Annotated in this window: 13 protein-coding genes; 5 read left to right on the plus strand and 8 right to left on the minus strand. The window is 70.2% G+C overall.

What is annotated here, in order from left to right:
- Positions 1-43: 43 nt before the first annotated feature.
- Positions 44-1,117 (plus strand): putative hexosyltransferase, encoded by a 1,074-nt coding sequence (locus ABT354_RS06345; protein ID WP_502983336.1) that lies wholly within the window; start codon positions 44-46, stop codon positions 1,115-1,117.
- A 73-nt stretch (positions 1,118-1,190) separates the two neighbouring features.
- On the opposite strand, the gene ABT354_RS06350 is transcribed toward ABT354_RS06345, so the two are convergent.
- Together ABT354_RS06350 and clpB are read right to left on the minus strand one after the other, a co-directional pair.
- Entirely contained in the window at positions 1,191-1,730 is a 540-nt protein-coding gene (locus ABT354_RS06350) for a type III secretion system chaperone family protein (protein WP_351489771.1), read from the minus strand.
- A 92-nt stretch (positions 1,731-1,822) separates the two neighbouring features.
- Positions 1,823-4,426: an ATP-dependent chaperone ClpB gene (gene clpB / locus ABT354_RS06355; RefSeq protein ID WP_351489773.1), complete on the minus strand. Its 2,604-nt coding sequence runs from the start codon at positions 4,424-4,426 to the stop codon at positions 1,823-1,825.
- A gap of 226 nt (positions 4,427-4,652) precedes the next feature.
- On the opposite strand from clpB, the gene ABT354_RS06360 reads away from it, so the two are divergent.
- A complete protein-coding gene (locus ABT354_RS06360) occupies positions 4,653-5,081 on the plus strand; it encodes a pyridoxamine 5'-phosphate oxidase family protein (RefSeq protein ID WP_351489775.1) in 429 nt (142 codons plus the stop codon).
- 147 nt (positions 5,082-5,228) lie between these two features.
- On the opposite strand, the gene ABT354_RS06365 is transcribed toward ABT354_RS06360, so the two are convergent.
- Together ABT354_RS06365 and ABT354_RS06370 are read right to left on the minus strand one after the other, a co-directional pair.
- Positions 5,229-5,549 carry a (2Fe-2S)-binding protein gene (locus ABT354_RS06365; protein WP_351489777.1) on the minus strand — a complete coding sequence of 107 codons (321 nt, stop codon included), beginning with the start codon at positions 5,547-5,549 and terminating at the stop codon, positions 5,229-5,231.
- Positions 5,546-5,677, minus strand: coding sequence for a hypothetical protein (locus ABT354_RS06370; RefSeq protein WP_351489779.1), 132 nt, complete (start codon positions 5,675-5,677; stop codon positions 5,546-5,548). Before ABT354_RS06370 ends, ABT354_RS06365 begins: the two co-directional genes overlap by 4 nt.
- A 231-nt stretch (positions 5,678-5,908) precedes the next feature.
- On the opposite strand from ABT354_RS06370, the gene ABT354_RS06375 reads away from it, so the two are divergent.
- A complete protein-coding gene (locus tag ABT354_RS06375) occupies positions 5,909-6,892 on the plus strand; it encodes a helix-turn-helix transcriptional regulator (protein ID WP_351489781.1) in 984 nt (327 codons plus the stop codon).
- Positions 6,893-7,462: 570 nt separating this feature from the next.
- On the opposite strand, the gene ABT354_RS06380 is transcribed toward ABT354_RS06375, so the two are convergent.
- The 4 genes from ABT354_RS06380 to dnaK all read right to left on the minus strand — a co-directional run bounded on the left by ABT354_RS06380 (position 7,463) and on the right by dnaK (position 11,913).
- Positions 7,463-7,906 (minus strand): heat shock protein transcriptional repressor HspR, encoded by a 444-nt coding sequence (locus ABT354_RS06380; protein ID WP_351489783.1) that lies wholly within the window; start codon positions 7,904-7,906, stop codon positions 7,463-7,465.
- Between the two features lies 1 nt (position 7,907).
- Positions 7,908-9,098, minus strand: a complete 1,191-nt coding sequence (dnaJ, locus tag ABT354_RS06385) for a molecular chaperone DnaJ (RefSeq protein ID WP_351489785.1) — start codon at positions 9,096-9,098, stop codon at positions 7,908-7,910.
- A 308-nt stretch (positions 9,099-9,406) separates the two neighbouring features.
- Positions 9,407-10,060, minus strand: coding sequence for a nucleotide exchange factor GrpE (gene grpE / locus ABT354_RS06390; RefSeq protein ID WP_351489787.1), 654 nt, complete (start codon positions 10,058-10,060; stop codon positions 9,407-9,409).
- A complete protein-coding gene (gene dnaK, locus ABT354_RS06395) occupies positions 10,057-11,913 on the minus strand; it encodes a molecular chaperone DnaK (RefSeq protein ID WP_351489789.1) in 1,857 nt (618 codons plus the stop codon). Before dnaK ends, grpE begins: the two co-directional genes overlap by 4 nt.
- Positions 11,914-12,263: 350 nt before the next feature.
- On the opposite strand from dnaK, the gene ABT354_RS06400 reads away from it, so the two are divergent.
- Positions 12,264-12,953 (plus strand): sugar transferase, encoded by a 690-nt coding sequence (locus ABT354_RS06400; protein WP_351489792.1) that lies wholly within the window; start codon positions 12,264-12,266, stop codon positions 12,951-12,953.
- 188 nt (positions 12,954-13,141) lie between these two features.
- The gene (locus ABT354_RS06405; protein ID WP_351489794.1) at positions 13,142-15,436 is read left to right on the plus strand and encodes a heterodisulfide reductase-related iron-sulfur binding cluster; all 2,295 of its coding nucleotides are present in this window, start codon (positions 13,142-13,144) and stop codon (positions 15,434-15,436) included.
- The last annotated feature ends 67 nt before the right edge of the window (positions 15,437-15,503 follow it).

The following is a 15,503-nucleotide window of genomic DNA, read 5'->3' on the forward strand; positions in this document are numbered from 1 at the left end:
CCGGGCCCTGCGGCGGGCCGCACCCGCGCTCGGGGTGTTCGCCGTGGCGCGGCTGACCGGGCTGCTGGTGATGGCGGCCTGGGCGTCGCACATCGGGCGGCCCGTGCGGCGGACGCTCGCGCGGTCCTGGGACTCCGACTGGTATCTGCTGATCGCCGAGCACGGCTACGGCCGCACCCTGCGGTGGCCCGACGGCGCCGTCCAGAGCGACCTCGCGTTCTTCCCGCTCTACCCGGGCCTGGTCCGCGCCGTCACCTCCGTCCTGCCCGTCACCTCCGGCACCGCCGGACTGCTGGTCTCCTGGGCCGCCGCCGGGGTCGCCGCGTGGGGGATCTTCGCCGTGGGCGACCGGCTGCACGGGCCCCGTACCGGCACCGTCCTCGTGCTGCTCTGGGGCCTGCTGCCGCACTCCGTCGTGGTCTCCATGGCGTACACCGAACCCCTGCTGGTCGCCTTCGCCGCCTGGTCGCTGTACGCGCTGCTCAGCGGCGCCTGGCTGTGGGCGGGGGCGCTCTCACTGCTCGCCGGGGCCGCCCGGCCCAACGGGGTCGCGGTGGCCGCCGCCGTCCTGGTGACCGCCGGGTGCCATCTCGTCCGTACCCGCTCCAGGGGCGGCCCCCGGCTCTGGGCGGGGGTCGCACTCGCCCCGGCCGGCTGGTGCGCGTATGTCCTGTACGTGGGGGTGCGCGAGGGCGACCCCCTCGGCGGCTACTTCGCCGTGCAGCGCCGCTGGACCTCGACCTTCGACTTCGGCGCCGGGTCCCTGCGGGTGGTGCGGGATCTGGTGCTGCGGCCCGCGCCGCTGCCCATCGCGATGACGCTGATGATCGTCGCCGCCGGGATGACCCTCTTCGTCCTGCTGCTGCTGGAGCGGCCACCCGTACCCCTGCCGCTGCTGGTCTACACCGGGGTCCTGGTACTGATCACCGTCGGCGGCTCCGGCTTCTTCGAGTCCAAGCCGCGCTTCCTGCTGCCCGCCTTTCCCCTTCTGCTGCCGCTCGCCCGGGTGCTCGCACGGGCCCGGCCCGGGGTCCTCGCCGTGGTGACAGGAGCGCTCGCGACGGTCTCCTTCGCGTACGGCACCTATCTGCTCACGCTCTCCCCCATCGCCCTCTAGCCGAGGGAGCCATGGATAGGCGAAAGGGCCGTCCGGCGTGCTGCCGGACGGCCCTCGCGGGGCACTGACTGCCTCAGGACTCGTCGCCTGCGGCGTCCTCGTCCCCGGCCGCGGGCTCCAGGCCCAGCTGCTCGACCAGCCACTTGTCGAACTCGATCGCGGCCCGCACCCAGCTGACCGTCGAGGAGACGAAGTGGTCCAGGCTGACGCCCATCCCGATGAGCATCTGCGCCTCACCGATGAGACGGATGGTGGCGCCGCCGTCCTCGTCCTCGTGGAGGTGTGTGTAGACCTTGGGCCACAGGGTCCGGCGGTTCCAGTCGTCGATCACATCGAGGATGCGAGGACGGTCCGCGGACGGAAGCGGCCGGTCATAGAAGGTACGGACCGAGAAGACCTGCTGGTCCGCCTCGCCCCGGAACATGAAGTACGTCCGGAACTCCTCCCACGGAGCCGCGAGGTCGCCCTCGTCGTCAATGACGTACTTCAGCTCCATCTGGTCGAGGAGCTGCTTGACCAGGTCCTGGTCGGGAACGACGGGGCCCGCCGGTCCTGCTGCCTGGGGCTGGGGCTGGCCCCCGAAATTCGGAATCGAGGACGGATCGATGGTCACCGTGATTTCCCTTCGTACGGATGACGGCCATCCTCCCCCATGGCGGGGCGGGGGTCACAACCCCCACCCCCCAGGGCCTCCCGGGGCGACGCTCAGGCGCCGTCCCCGCCCACCGTCGCCCGGCCGACGATCAGCCCGTCCTCGAAACGGTCCACCCGGACCGTGTCGCCGTCGGTGACCTCACCCGCCAGGATCTCCCGGGCCAGCCGGTCGCCGATGGCCGTCTGGACCAGCCGCCGCAGCGGCCGCGCCCCGTACGCCGGGTCGTTGCCCTCGTCCGCCAGCCACTCCAGCGCCGCCGGGGTGACCTCCAGGGTGAGCCGACGCTCCGCGAGCCGCTTCGCCAGCCGGTCGACCTGGAGCCGGGCGATCCGTTCCAGTTCGGCGCGGTTCAACGCCGAGAAGACCACCAGATCGTCCAGCCGGTTCAGGAACTCCGGCTTGAAGGAGCTGCGTACCACCTCCAGGACCTGCTGCTTCTTCTCCTCCTCGGAGGTCAGCGGCTCCACCAGATACTGGCTGCCCAGATTGGAGGTCAGGATCAGGATCGTGTTCCGGAAGTCGACCGTGCGGCCCTGCCCGTCGGTGAGCCGCCCGTCGTCCAGCACCTGGAGCAGGACATCGAAGACCTCGGGGTGGGCCTTCTCCACCTCGTCCAGCAGGACCACGCTGTACGGGCGCCTGCGCACCGCCTCGGTGAGCTGGCCGCCCTCCTCGTACCCCACATAGCCGGGGGGCGCGCCCACCAGCCGGGCCACGCTGTGCTTCTCCCCGTACTCCGACATATCGATACGGATCATCGCCCGCTCGTCGTCGAAGAGGAAGTCCGCCAGCGCCTTCGCCAGCTCGGTCTTGCCGACCCCCGTGGGGCCGAGGAAGAGGAACGATCCGGTGGGCCGGTCCGGGTCGGCGATGCCCGCACGGGTACGCCGTACCGCGTCCGAGACCGCGCGGACCGCCTCGCCCTGGCCGATCAGCCGGCGGCCCAGCTCCTCCTCCATCCGCAACAGCTTCTGGGTCTCGCCCTCCAGCAGCCGCCCGGCCGGGATCCCGGTCCAGGAACCGACCACGTCCGCGATGTCGTCGGGGCCGACCCCCTCCTTGACCATGGTGTCCGTCCGCGCCTCGGCCTCCGCCTCGGACGCCTCCGCCAGCTCCCGCTCCAGCGCGGGGATCTCCCCGTACAGCAGCTGGGACGCGGTGTCGAAGTCCCCGTCGCGCTGGGCCCGCTCGGCCTGGCCGCGCGCGAGGTCGAGACGTTCCTTCAGCTCACCGACGCGGTTGAGGCCCTGCTTCTCCTTCTCCCAGCGGGCGGTGAGCCCGCGCAGCTCCTCCTGGCGGTCGGCGAGATCGCGGCGCAGCTTCTCCAGCCGCTGCTTGGAGGCGGGGTCGGACTCATTGCGGAGCGCCATCTCCTCCATCATCAGCCGGTCGACGGAGCGCTGGAGTTCATCGATCTCGACCGGGGACGAGTCGATCTCCATCCGCAGCCGGGAGGCGGCCTCGTCGACCAAGTCGATGGCCTTGTCGGGGAGGAAGCGGGAGGTGATGTACCGGTCGGAGAGGGTGGCGGCGGCGACCAGCGCCGCGTCCGCGATCTGGACCTTGTGGTGGGCCTCGTACCGGCCCTTGAGGCCGCGCAGGATGGCGATGGTGTCCTCGACGGTGGGCTCCGCCACCAGGACCTGCTGGAAGCGGCGCTCCAGCGCGGGGTCCTTCTCGATCCGCTCGCGGTACTCGTCCAGGGTGGTGGCGCCGACCATCCGCAGCTCGCCCCGGGCCAGCATCGGCTTGAGCATATTGCCCGCGTCCATCGCGGAGTCGCCGCCCGCGCCCGCGCCGACGACGGTGTGCAGCTCGTCGATGAAGGTGATGATCCGCCCTTCGCTCCCCTTGATCTCGGAGAGGACGGTCTTGAGGCGCTCCTCGAACTCGCCCCGGTACTTCGCCCCGGCCACCATCGCGCCGAGGTCCAGCGAGACCAGCCGCTTGTCCCGCAGCGACTCGGGGACATCGCCCTTGACGATCCGCTGGGCCAGCCCCTCCACCACGGCGGTCTTGCCCACGCCGGGCTCGCCGATGAGGACGGGGTTGTTCTTGGTGCGCCGGGAGAGCACCTGGACCACCCGGCGGATCTCCTGGTCACGGCCGATGACCGGGTCGAGCTTGCCCTCGCGGGCGGCGGCGGTGAAGTCGGTGCCGAACTTCTCCAGCGCCTTGTACTGGCCCTCCGGGTCGGCGGTGGTGACCCGGCGGCCGCCGCGCGCGGCCTCGAAGGCGGTGGCGAGCCGGTCGGCGGTGGCGCCCTGAGCGGCCAGGACCTCACCGGCCCGACCGCCCTTGGCGGCCAGTCCCATCAGCAGATGCTCGGTGGACAGATACTCGTCGCCCAGCTTGCGGGCGCGCTCCCCCGCGTCGGCGACGACCGCCAGGAACTCCCGGCTGGGCTGCGGGGGCGCCACGGTCGAGCCCGCGACGCTGGGCAGCTGCGCGAGGACCCGCTCGGTGCCCGCGCGGACGACGGCCTGGTCGGCCTCGACGGCGGCGAGCAGGTCGATGATGTTCTCGTTGTCCGCCCCGGCGAGCAGTGCGAGCAGGAGGTGGGCCGGGGTCAGATCGGGGTGTCCTCCGGACACCGCCCGGTTGGTGGCGGCGGTGATGGCGTCCCGGCTCTTGTTGGTCAGCTCGGCATCCACGTGCGGTCTCTCCTCCTTGCTGGGTCACTGCGGGACGGTCATGGCGGTCATGGCGGTCACGACCGGTCATGGCGGCCCGCAGGGGCGTGGGAAGTGTTCCCCCTCGTACTGACTCGCCCAACGGCGATAAAGTTGAGTCTATTCCGCTCAACCCTCTTGCGCCAACCCACCGATCCCCGGCGCTGACGGGCTACAGGGGGATTGCTTCCGCAATTACGCTGACGCCATGGCATCCGACATCGGCAATCTCCCCCCGGACTACCTCGCCTTCTGGCAGGAGTACCACCTGTGCACCCTGACCACCCAGCGGCCGGACGGCAGCCCGCATGTGGTGCCGGTGGGAGTGACCTTCGAACCGGAGACCCGTACCGCGCGCGTGATCACCAACAAGGGCAGCCGGAAGGTCGCCAACATCCTGCGCTCCACCGACGAGGGGGGCGCCCGGGTGGCGGTCTGCCAGGTGGACCGGGGGCGCTGGGCGACGCTGGAGGGCCGCGCCCGGATCCGTACCGAGGCGGACGTGGTCGCGGACGCGGTGAGCCGCTACGCGGAGCGGTACGGGCGGACGCCGGGGCCCAACCCGGACCGGGTGGTCATCGAGATAACGGTGGAGCGGGCGCTGGGGCGCGGGGCGGGCATCAGCCGCGACGCCTGAGCGGCGGGACACCCGTACGGGGCGCCGAGGGTTCCTTCGCGGCACCCCGTACGGGAAAAGCACAGCGGCGCCATCGCGTTTCAGGTCCGCGATGGCGCCGCTGTGTGGGGGAAGCGCCTGAGCGATTTGGAACGACGGGGGAATCGCTCAAGCACTGCGGGGGGTGGCGGTGGTGGTGTCGGGCTCGGCCAGCTGCTGGTCGCGCTGGTCGAGGTTCACGAAGATCATTCCGTAGCGGATCGCGCACCGGACGGGCTGCGGCGCACCCCGGGGCCGGCGCAGGCACCGATAGGCGCGGACATCCTCGTCCTCCTCGCGTGCGACGACGATGGGCTCCCCGAACAGGGTGACCATCAGCGAGTCACCACGGTGGGGGATGGCCGTGACGAGGTCGATGAAGTGCCAACCCGAGCGGTAGGCGGTCGCCATCTCACGCCGGAAGACCCGGTCGTCCGGAGGAACGGTCATGCCTCGACGCCCATACCGGGAGCGGCACCCCAGGAGGGCTCCGAAACCTTGGCGGGTGTGAAGGCGCCCCAGGAGGGCTCCTTGATCCCGAACGTCTCGGACTGCCCGGCCTCGAAGGGCGCGGACACGGTCGCGGTGGGCTCCGATTCCCACGAGGGTGCACCGGAGACTCCCACGCCGAGCGCGGCAGCCGCTATGGCAAGAGCACTAAGAGCACGTAGCGTCCTAGACATGGGTGATCTCCACCTCGTTTGATCATTCCTCCTCCCCCGCGCATAAGACGATGTCTCACTCCGAACGCTTGCACCAGCGACGGCAGGCATCATGTTCCTGTAATGCAGGAGCCTGAGGGGGTGCATATGACGTCTAACGAGGGCGAATTCGGACACCCTCATGCAGACGGCGAGCTGTGCGAGGCTGGGAAAAGTCTGTACATCACCGCTCTTCGTACCGGCCGGATCGCCCGGTCCGAGGCGGAGCCGACACCATGCCTCTTCGATCTCGCTCTGCTGCACCCGGACCCCGATGACGCCCAGTGGCTCCGTCCCGTGCCGCCGACCACCGCACTGACACAGCTGATACACCCCATTGAGCGTGAGATCCAAGAGCGAAGGCGACGAACCATCGCGCTGACCGACGCTCTTGAGCCATTCATGGCGTACAGCGCGCAGAACACCGCGGCGCCGCTCGGGGTCACCGTCCTGGAGGGGCTCAACCGCATCAACGCCACCCTGGACCAGGTGACCGCGGACTGCACCGAGGAGCTGCTCACCATCCAGCCGGGCAGCGGCCGGCAGCCGCACATCCTGGAAAAGGCCCTGCGCAGAGTGGAACCGCTCATCGAGCGCGGGGTGCGGATGCGCACGCTCTACCAGCACACGGCGCGGCACCATCCGGCGACGCTCGCCTATATGGAGCTGGTCGGCCCGGCGGGGGTGGAGGTGCGGACGCTGGAGGAGATCGTCGAGCGGCTGATCATCGTGGACCGCAAGGTCGCCTTCATCCCGGCGAGCAGCGACCGGCTCTCCGCGCTGGAGCTGCGGCACAAGGGGATCGTCGAGTATCTCGTAGGCGTGTTCGAACAGTTCTGGCTGCATGGACTGCCCTGGGAGGAGCAGGTCACCTATGGCCCGGACCTGAACGGCATCACGGGGGTCCAGCGTTCCATCGCGAAACTGCTGGTGGAGGGGCATGTGGACGAGGCCATAGCCCGGCGGCTCGGGATGAACGTCCGTACCTGCCGGGCTCATATCGCCAAGCTGGGATCCTCGCTCGGCAGCGGCAGCCGGACCCAGTTGGGCTATCTGATCGCCCAGTCGAAGATCCTGGAGGACGACTCCTGACCGTTCGATGGCCGAACCGGGGCGCCTTCCGTCCACAGGTGTGAACAAGGCCGGAAAGCATTGCCCCGGGCGGTGATACGCGTGGGACGGGAGTTTTCCATGATTCAACTACGTGTAGGTGGGCAGGGGGTGGCGCGGACCGGGAGGAACCCGGCAGAGCCGTCCTGAGGGCCCCTCAGGCGCCTTACGGGGAAGGCCGGGTGGGTTTTCCGGGGGTACGGGAGGCAACGCCCCCTCCAGGGCCCCCAGAGCCTCCCGGGGGTGTACGGGGACCTCCCCGCCGCCCCGGGGTTCGGGTCCGGACGCGCCGGACGCGCCAGACGCGCCGGGACCGGTCCGGGCTGCCCGGGATTCGGTCCGGGCTTCCCGCCGGGACCGGGTCAGAGGCGGGTCGGGACCGGGTCAGAGCCGGGCCGGGCCGGGAGCGGGTCGGGAGCGGGTGCCGGCGGTGGTCAGGCCGCGGACACGAACAGGCCCCCGGGGCGCGAAAGCGCTCACCGGGGGCCGTACATCTGCGGGGCGGGGCTCAACGGACGGGGTCCGGGCCTGCGGCCGGAGGGCCGCCGGCGGTCACTCCGACCGCTTGGGCCGCCACACCACCAGCGCGCTCGCCTGCTGCACATCCTGGTACGGCACCAGATCGCGCCGGTAGGAGGCATGCACCTGGGCCTCGCGCTGACGGCTCGCCGCCGCCGCGCCGTCCAGCGCCGCCGACAGCTCGGCGACCCGGGACTGGAGCGCCGCGACCTGGTTCTCCAGCTCGATGATGCGCTTGATGCCCGCCAGATTGATGCCCTCGTCCTGGGAGAGCTGCTGGACGTTCCGGAGGAGTTCGATGTCACGGGCGGAATAGCGCCGCCCCCGTCCGGCGGTACGGTCCGGTGAGACCAGGCCCAGCCGGTCGTACTGCCGCAACGTTTGCGGATGCAGACCGGAGAGCTGGGCGGCCACCGAGATCACGTACACCGGGGACTCGTCCGTCAGCTCGTACGGGTGACGACGCCTTCCGTCCATGTCATGCTCCCTTCGCGGCCTGGAACAACTCGGCCCGCGGGTCCTCCTCCGCGGTGGCTTCGCGGTAGGCCGTCAGCGCTTCCTTCGCCTGTTCGCTCAGTTCCGTCGGGACCGTGATCTCCACGGTGACCAGGAGATCGCCCCGGGTGCCGTCCTTGCGGACCGCTCCCTTGCCGCGGGCCCGCATCGTCCGGCCGTTGGGCGTCCCGGGGGGCAGCTTCAGGGTGACCGGCGGCCCACCGAGGGTGGGTACCCTCACCTCACCGCCCAGAACCGCCTCGGTGAAGCTGACCGGCACGGTGACGGTGAGATTGTCACCCTTGCGGCCGAAGACCGGGTGCTCGCCGACATGGACGACGACATAGAGGTCACCGGCGGGACCGCCGCGCTCGCCCGGGGCGCCCTTGCCGCGCAGCCGGATCCGCTGGCCGTCGGAGACCCCCGGCGGGATACGGACCTGCATGGTGCGCGAGGAGCGGGCGCGCCCGCTGCCCTTGCAGACATCGCAGGGGTCCTGGGCGATCAGGCCCCGGCCCTTGCAGTCCACACAGGGGTCGGTCAGCGAGAAGGAGCCGGTGCCGCCGCGCGAGACCTGGCCGGTGCCGACACAGGTGGGGCAGACCCGGGGGTTGCCGTTCTTGTCGCCGGTGCCGGAACACGCCTTGCACGCGGCCGAGCTGGACATCCGCAGCGGGACCGTGGCCCCGTCGACGGCCTCGGTGAAGCTCAGCGTGACCTCGGACTCGACATCCTGGCCGCGCCGGGGCTGGGTCCGCGGACCGGCCGTACCCGCACCGCGGTTGAAGAGGCCGCCGAAGACATCGCCCAGACCGCCGCCGAAGCCGCCCGCGCCCTGACCGCCACCGCCGCCGCCCTGGGCACCGCCGAAGAGGTCGCCCAGGTCGAAGTTGAAATTGCCGCCACCGGCACCGGGGCCGGGGCGGAAGCCGCCGTTCCCGAAGAGCGCGCGGGCGTCGTCGTACTCCTTGCGCCGCTTGGGGTCGCCGAGGATGTCATTGGCCTCGGAGATCTCCTTGAAGCGCTCCTCGGCGGAGGAGTCGCCCTTGTTGGCGTCCGGGTGGAACTCGCGGGCGAGCTTCCGGTACGCCTTCTTGATCTCCGCTTCGGTCGCGTCCTTGGGGACGCCGAGGACCTTGTAGTAGTCCTTCTCGACGAAGTCCTTCGTACTCATCGACGTCCCTCCTCCCGGACGGTCACCGGGCCGTTCTTCCGGCGGATGCCGGGGTCGCTCCCCCGGCCGGGGCCGGGGTGGTGGTACTGCGCTTCATGCCGCGGTTCATGTCGCGGGTCGTGCTGTGGTTCGTATCGCGGGTCGTGCTGTGGGTCCCACCGCACATCCCGCTACGGGTCGTACTGCCGGCGGTCGCCGGGGCCTCCGTGCCTGCGGCCAGGAGACGGACAGGGGCCCGGGGGCCGTCCGGGGTCACACCCCGGACGGCCCCCCGGTCACATCCCCGGACGGTCCTGGTCCGCCGCGCGTCAGCCCTCGTCGGGGCCACCGCTCTCCTCGTCCTTCGCCGCCGCCTCGTCCTTGCCGGAGGCGGGGGCCGCGCCCGGCTGGGGCTCGGCCACCGCGACGCGGGCGGGGCGGATGGTGCGCTCGCCGATGCGATACCCCGGCTGGAGCACCGCGACGCATGTGGTCTCGGTGACATCCGGCGCGTAGCTGTGCATCAGCGCCTCGTGGATCGTCGGGTCGAAGGGCTCGCCCTCCTTGCCGAACTGCTGGAGGCCCATCTTCGCCGCCGCGGTCTCCAGGGACTCGGCGACCGACTTGAAGCCGCCCACCAGCTCCCCGTGCTCCCGGGCGCGCCCGATGTCGTCGAGCACGGGCAGCAGCTCGGTCAGGAGGGTCGCCGTGGCGACCTCCTTGACCGCTACCCGGTCCCGCTCCACCCGGCGGCGGTAGTTCTGGTACTCGGCCTGGAGCCGCTGGAGGTCGCCCGTGCGCTCGGTGAGCGCGGTACGCACCTGGTCCAGCTCGGCGGTCAGGCCGGTGATCCTTGCCGCGTCCCCTGCCGGGGCCGTCTTCTCCTCCTGCTCGCTGGAGTCGACGGCCTCGGCGGCGTCGTCAGGTGTGGCGCCGGAAGGGACGTCGGGCTTCTCCTCGAAGCCCGGGGTCTCCTCCGTCACGCGGCACCACCCTTGGGGTCCTTCTCGTCGTCCACGATCTCCGCGTCCACGACATCGTCCTCGGCCTTGGCCTGCTGGCCGGCGCCGCCCTGGGCGTCACCGCCCGCCGGCTGCTGCGCCTGGGCGTCGGCGTACATCGCCTGGCCGAGCTTCTGGGAGACGGCGGCGACCTTCTCGGTGGCGGTGCGGATCTCGGCGGAGTCCTCGCCCTTGAGCTTCTCCTTCAGCTCGGCGATGGCGGTCTCGACCTCGGTCTTGACCTCGCCCGGGACCTTGTCCTCGTTGTCCTTGAGGAACTTCTCGGTCTGGTAGACGAGCTGCTCGCCCTGGTTGCGGACCTCGGCGGCCTCGCGGCGGCGGTGGTCCTCGTCCGCGTACTGCTCGGCCTCCTGGCGCATCCGGTCGACCTCGTCCTTCGGCAGCGAGGAGCCGCCGGTGACGGTCATCTTCTGCTCCTTGCCGGTGCCCAGGTCCTTCGCCGTGACATGCATGATGCCGTTGGCGTCGATGTCGAAGGAGACCTCGATCTGCGGCACCCCGCGCGGGGCCGGCGGCAGGCCGGTCAGCTCGAACATGCCGAGCTTCTTGTTGTACGCCGCGATCTCGCGCTCGCCCTGGTAGACCTGGATCTGCACGGACGGCTGGTTGTCCTCGGCCGTGGTGAAGATCTCGGACCGCTTGGTCGGGATCGTGGTGTTGCGCTCGATCAGCTTGGTCATGATGCCGCCCTTGGTCTCGATACCGAGGGACAGCGGGGTCACGTCGAGGAGCAGGACGTCCTTGACCTCACCCTTGAGGACACCGGCCTGGAGCGAGGCGCCGATGGCGACGACCTCGTCCGGGTTCACACCCTTGTTGGCCTCCTTGCCGCCGGTCAGCTCCTTGACGAGCTCGGCGACGGCGGGCATACGGGTGGAACCGCCGACCAGGACCACGTGGTCGATCTCGGAGAGGGCGATGCCCGCGTCCTTGATGACGTTGTGGAAGGGGGTCTTGCAACGGTCCAGGAGGTCCGCGGTCAGCTGCTGGAACTGGGCCCGGGTGAGCTTCTCGTCCAGGTGCAGCGGGCCCTCGGCGGAGGCCGTGATGTAGGGCAGGTTGATCGACGTCTCGGTGGAGGACGACAGCTCGATCTTCGCCTTCTCCGCGGCCTCGCGGAGACGCTGGAGCGCCATCTTGTCCTTGCCGAGGTCCACGCCGTGACCGTTGGCGAACTGCTTCACCAGGAAGTCGACGACGCGCTGGTCCCAGTCGTCACCACCGAGGTGGTTGTCACCGTTGGTGGCCTTCACCTCGACGACGCCGTCGCCGATCTCCAGGAGGGACACGTCGAAGGTGCCGCCACCGAGGTCGAAGACGAGGATCGTCTGGTCGTCCTTGTCCAGGCCGTACGCCAGCGCGGCGGCCGTGGGCTCGTTGACGATGCGCAGGACGTTCAGACCCGCGATCTCACCGGCCTCCTTGGTGGCCTGGCGCTCGGAGTCGTTGAAGTACGCCGGAACGGTGATGACCGCGTCGGCGACCTTCTCGCCCAGGTAGGCCTCGGCGTCCCGCTTGAGCTTCTGCAGGATGAAGGCGCTCATCTGCTGCGGGTTGAAGGTCTTCCCGTCGATGTCGATCTTCCAGTCGGTGCCCATGTGGCGCTTCACCGAACGGATCGTCCGGTCCACATTGGTGACCGCCTGACGCTTGGCGACCTCTCCGACCAGCACTTCACCGTTCTTCGCGAAGGCGACGACGGACGGCGTGGTCCGGGCACCCTCGGCGTTGGTGATGACGGTGGGCTCGCCGCCCTCCAGAACGCTGACGACGGAGTTAGTCGTGCCCAGGTCGATGCCGACCGCACGTGCCATGTCAATTCCTCCAGCTGACTACTTGAGTGGAACTGGCTCAAGGATGCACGACTCCCCTTCCCTAGTCAACAGACCTGAGTCGAAGGCACTCAACTTTTATCCAGCGCTTATCCGCAGCCCTGGGGGTCACCGGGGCGGAGAGCGGGTGACCCCCAGGGCTGCGGGCGGGGGCACCGCGTGGCGGACGGCCCGTTTTCTGCCGCTATCTGCAAGAGTTCCCCGGTATCGGTATGCGTCACGCCCGCTCCGTACGTACCCGGGGACGGCGGGCGGCACGTACCCGGCCGGGGACGGCGGGCGGCGCCACGGGCGGGACGCAGGAGCGGGCGCGGGACCGGAGCGGGACCACCATGAGCGACGAGCGGGCGACGGGGCCGGACCGACGGGCCGGCGGAGCGGCGCGCTCCCGCCCCCCTCGGGCGCGGTGTGCGTCGGCCCCCGCGAAACGCCTGGTCGACCTGGCCATCGGCGCCCTGCTGCTGCTCGCGCTCTCCCCCGTACTGCTGACGGTCGCGGCGGCGGTGGCGGCGGCCTCCCGGGGCCCCGTCCTCGTCCCCCGGGTACGGGCGGGCCTCGCCGAGCGCCCCTTCGCCCTGCTCACCTTCCGTGCCGACCCCGCGACCAGGACCGGGCGGCTGCTGCGCCGCCACTTCCTCGACCACCTGCCCGAGCTGCTCCATGTCGTACGCGGGGAGATGTCCCTGGTCGGACCGCGCCCGGTGCCCCTGGAGACGGCCTGGTCGGCACGGGGCCCGGAGCGCGCCAGAAGCTCGGTGCGCCCCGGGATGACGGGCCCCTGGCAGATCGGGGGCCGCTCCGGCCTGCCCTGGGAGGAGCGCGCGGTGCTGGACCTCCACTATCTGGAGGAGCACTGGCTGGGCATGGACCTGTCGATCCTGGCGCGGACGGCCCTGCGGGCGATCAGGGGGCGCTCCCCGGCCGCGCGCACCCCGGGCGCTCCTGGCACCCCGGGGCGGCACACCCCCGGACCGCGCACCCCGGGGCGGCGCACCCCGGGGTGGCGGCGCCCCGCCCTCTGAGCGCGCTGCCGGCGTACACCCCTGGAGCGCCGCTGGAGCCGCGCGGGGAAGGCTCACCTGAGCGATACAGATCACCGGTCGCCTCACTACAGTGCGGCGTCAGAAATGGGTAGTGTCAGCAGAACTGGATAAGTTACCGCTTAGTAGTCTCGATCTTTCCCCACCTCGCAGGCCCGAGGAGCCCCGAAATGCAACTCGCCGCGATCGTCGTGTCACTGGTTCTGACCGTGGTCGGCGTTGCGCTCATCGCCCGCGCCGTCGCACAGATCTACCGGTTCGTGCTGCTCGGCCAGCCCGTCCCGGCCGGCAGCCGGACCGATGATCCCCAACAGCGCACGATCACCCTGGCCAAGGAGTTCCTGGGCCACACCCGGATGAACCGGTGGGGCATCGTGGGCTTCGCGCACTGGTTCGTCGCGATCGGCTTCCTCACCCTGCCACCGACCCTGGCCCAGGCGTACGGGCAGCTCTTCCAGGCCGACTGGGTCCTGCCGGTCCTCGGCGGCTTCCTCCCGTTCGAGATGTACATCGAGTTCATCGGCCTGATGACGGTGGTCGGCATCCTGGTGCTGATCGCGATCCGGCTGCTGAACCTCCCCTCCCGGCCGGGCCGCAAGTCACGCTTCGCGGGCTCCAAGGCATGGCAGGCGTACTTCGTCGAGTACGTGATCCTCACCATCGGCCTGGCCATCCTGGCCCTGCGCGGCCTTGAGGGCGCCATCCACCACGTCGACGGGTACGAGCCCGCGTACTTCGTCTCGTACCCCCTGGTCATGGCCTTCGAGGGGCTGGACGTCAGCACCCTCCAGACCCTCATCTACTTCACCGCCATGATCAAGATCGGCGTCTCGCTGATCTGGATGATCACGGTCTCGCTGAACACCAATATGGGCGTGGCCTGGCACCGCTTCCTGGGCTTCCCCAATATCTGGTTCAAGCGGAACGCCGACGGGGCCACCGCGCTGGGCGCGCTCCAGCCGATGACCTCCCGCGGCAAGGAGATCGACTTCGAGACCGTCTTCGAGGAGGACGAGGAGGCCGTCTTCGGCGTCTCCCAGGTCGAGCACTTCTCCTGGAAGGGCATCCTCGACTTCTCCACCTGCACCGAGTGCGGACGGTGCCAGTCGCAGTGCCCCGCCTGGAACACCGGCAAGCCGCTCTCCCCCAAGCTGCTGATCATGTCGCTGCGCGACCACGCGCACGCCAAGGCCCCCTATCTGCTGGCCGGCGGCGGCAGGACGATGGAGGGCGAGGAGAAGGCGACCGAGGAGCAGCTGAAGGACGTCCCCGCGAGCGCCCTGGCCGAGGCGGAGCGCCCGCTGATCGGCACCGCCGAGGAGAACGGCGTCATCGACCCGGATGTGCTCTGGTCCTGCACCACCTGCGGCGCCTGTGTGGAGCAGTGCCCGGTGGACATCGAGCACATCGACCACATCGTCGACATGCGCCGCTACCAGGTGATGATCGAGTCGGCCTTCCCCTCCGAGGCGGGCACGATGCTGAAGAACCTGGAGAAGAAGGGCAACCCCTGGGGGCTCGCCAAGAAGCAGCGCGTCGAGTGGACCAAGGAGGTCGATTTCGAGGTCCCGATCGTGGGCAGGGACATCGAGGACCTGACCGAGGTGGAGTACCTCTACTGGGTCGGCTGCGCGGGCGCCCTGGAGGACCGGGCGAAGAAGACCACCAAGGCCTTCGCCGAGCTGCTGCACATCGCGGGCGTGAAGTTCGCGATCATGGGCGGCGAGGAGAAGTGCACCGGTGACTCACCCCGGCGCCTGGGCAATGAGCCGCTCTTCCAGCAGCTGGGCCAGGAGAACGTGGCCATGCTGAACATGGCGTTCGGCGAGTCCTTCGACGACGACGGGAAGGTGGAGGAGTCCACCCGTAAGCCCAAGTCGTCCAAGAAAATCGTGTCGACCTGCCCGCACTGCTTCAACACCATCGCCAATGAGTACCCGCAGCTGGGCGGCGACTACGAGGTCATCCACCACACCCAGCTGCTCCAGCATCTGATCGACGAGGGCCGGCTGATCCCGGTCACCCCGGTCGAGGGGCTGATCACCTATCACGACCCCTGCTACCTGGGCCGTCACAACAAGATCTACACGCCTCCGCGCGAGATCATGGACAAGGTGCCGGGGCTGCGCCAGCAGGAGATGCACCGCCACAAGGAACGCGGCTTCTGCTGCGGCGCCGGTGGCGCGCGGATGTGGATGGAGGAGCGCATCGGCAAGCGGATCAACAACGAGCGGGTGGACGAGGCGCTCTCCCTCAACCCGGACATCGTCTCCACCGCCTGCCCGTTCTGCCTGGTGATGCTGACCGACTCGGTCAACGGCAAGAAGAACGACGGCCAGGCGAAGGAGAGCCTGAAGGTGGTGGACGTGGCCCAGCTGCTGCTGGAGTCGGTGAAGACCCCGCCGTCGGACCCGGCACCGTCCGAGGAGCCGGAGGGCGCTCCGGAGCCGGAGCCCGTGCAGTAGGCCCGTGGCGTGTGCCCCCGTACCCCCAGCGGTACGGGGGCACACCCGTACCCAGGGGGCGTCTCCT

The sequence above is a fragment of the Streptomyces sp. NPDC000594 genome (assembly GCF_040299965.1).
Classification (GTDB): domain Bacteria; phylum Actinomycetota; class Actinomycetes; order Streptomycetales; family Streptomycetaceae; genus Streptomyces.

Coding starts and splice junctions, on each gene's coding strand:
- ABT354_RS06360 (WP_351489775.1), top strand. CDS start 4,653: ATGGCATCCGACATCGGCAATCTCCCCCCGGACTACCTCGCCTTCTGG.
- ABT354_RS06365 (WP_351489777.1), bottom strand. CDS start 5,549: ATGACCGTTCCTCCGGACGACCGGGTCTTCCGGCGTGAGATGGCGACC.
- ABT354_RS06375 (WP_351489781.1), top strand. CDS start 5,909: ATGACGTCTAACGAGGGCGAATTCGGACACCCTCATGCAGACGGCGAG.
- ABT354_RS06380 (WP_351489783.1), bottom strand. CDS start 7,906: ATGGACGGAAGGCGTCGTCACCCGTACGAGCTGACGGACGAGTCCCCG.
- dnaJ (WP_351489785.1), bottom strand. CDS start 9,098: ATGAGTACGAAGGACTTCGTCGAGAAGGACTACTACAAGGTCCTCGGC.
- dnaK (WP_351489789.1), bottom strand. CDS start 11,913: ATGGCACGTGCGGTCGGCATCGACCTGGGCACGACTAACTCCGTCGTC.
- ABT354_RS06400 (WP_351489792.1), top strand. CDS start 12,264: ATGAGCGACGAGCGGGCGACGGGGCCGGACCGACGGGCCGGCGGAGCG.
- ABT354_RS06405 (WP_351489794.1), top strand. CDS start 13,142: ATGCAACTCGCCGCGATCGTCGTGTCACTGGTTCTGACCGTGGTCGGC.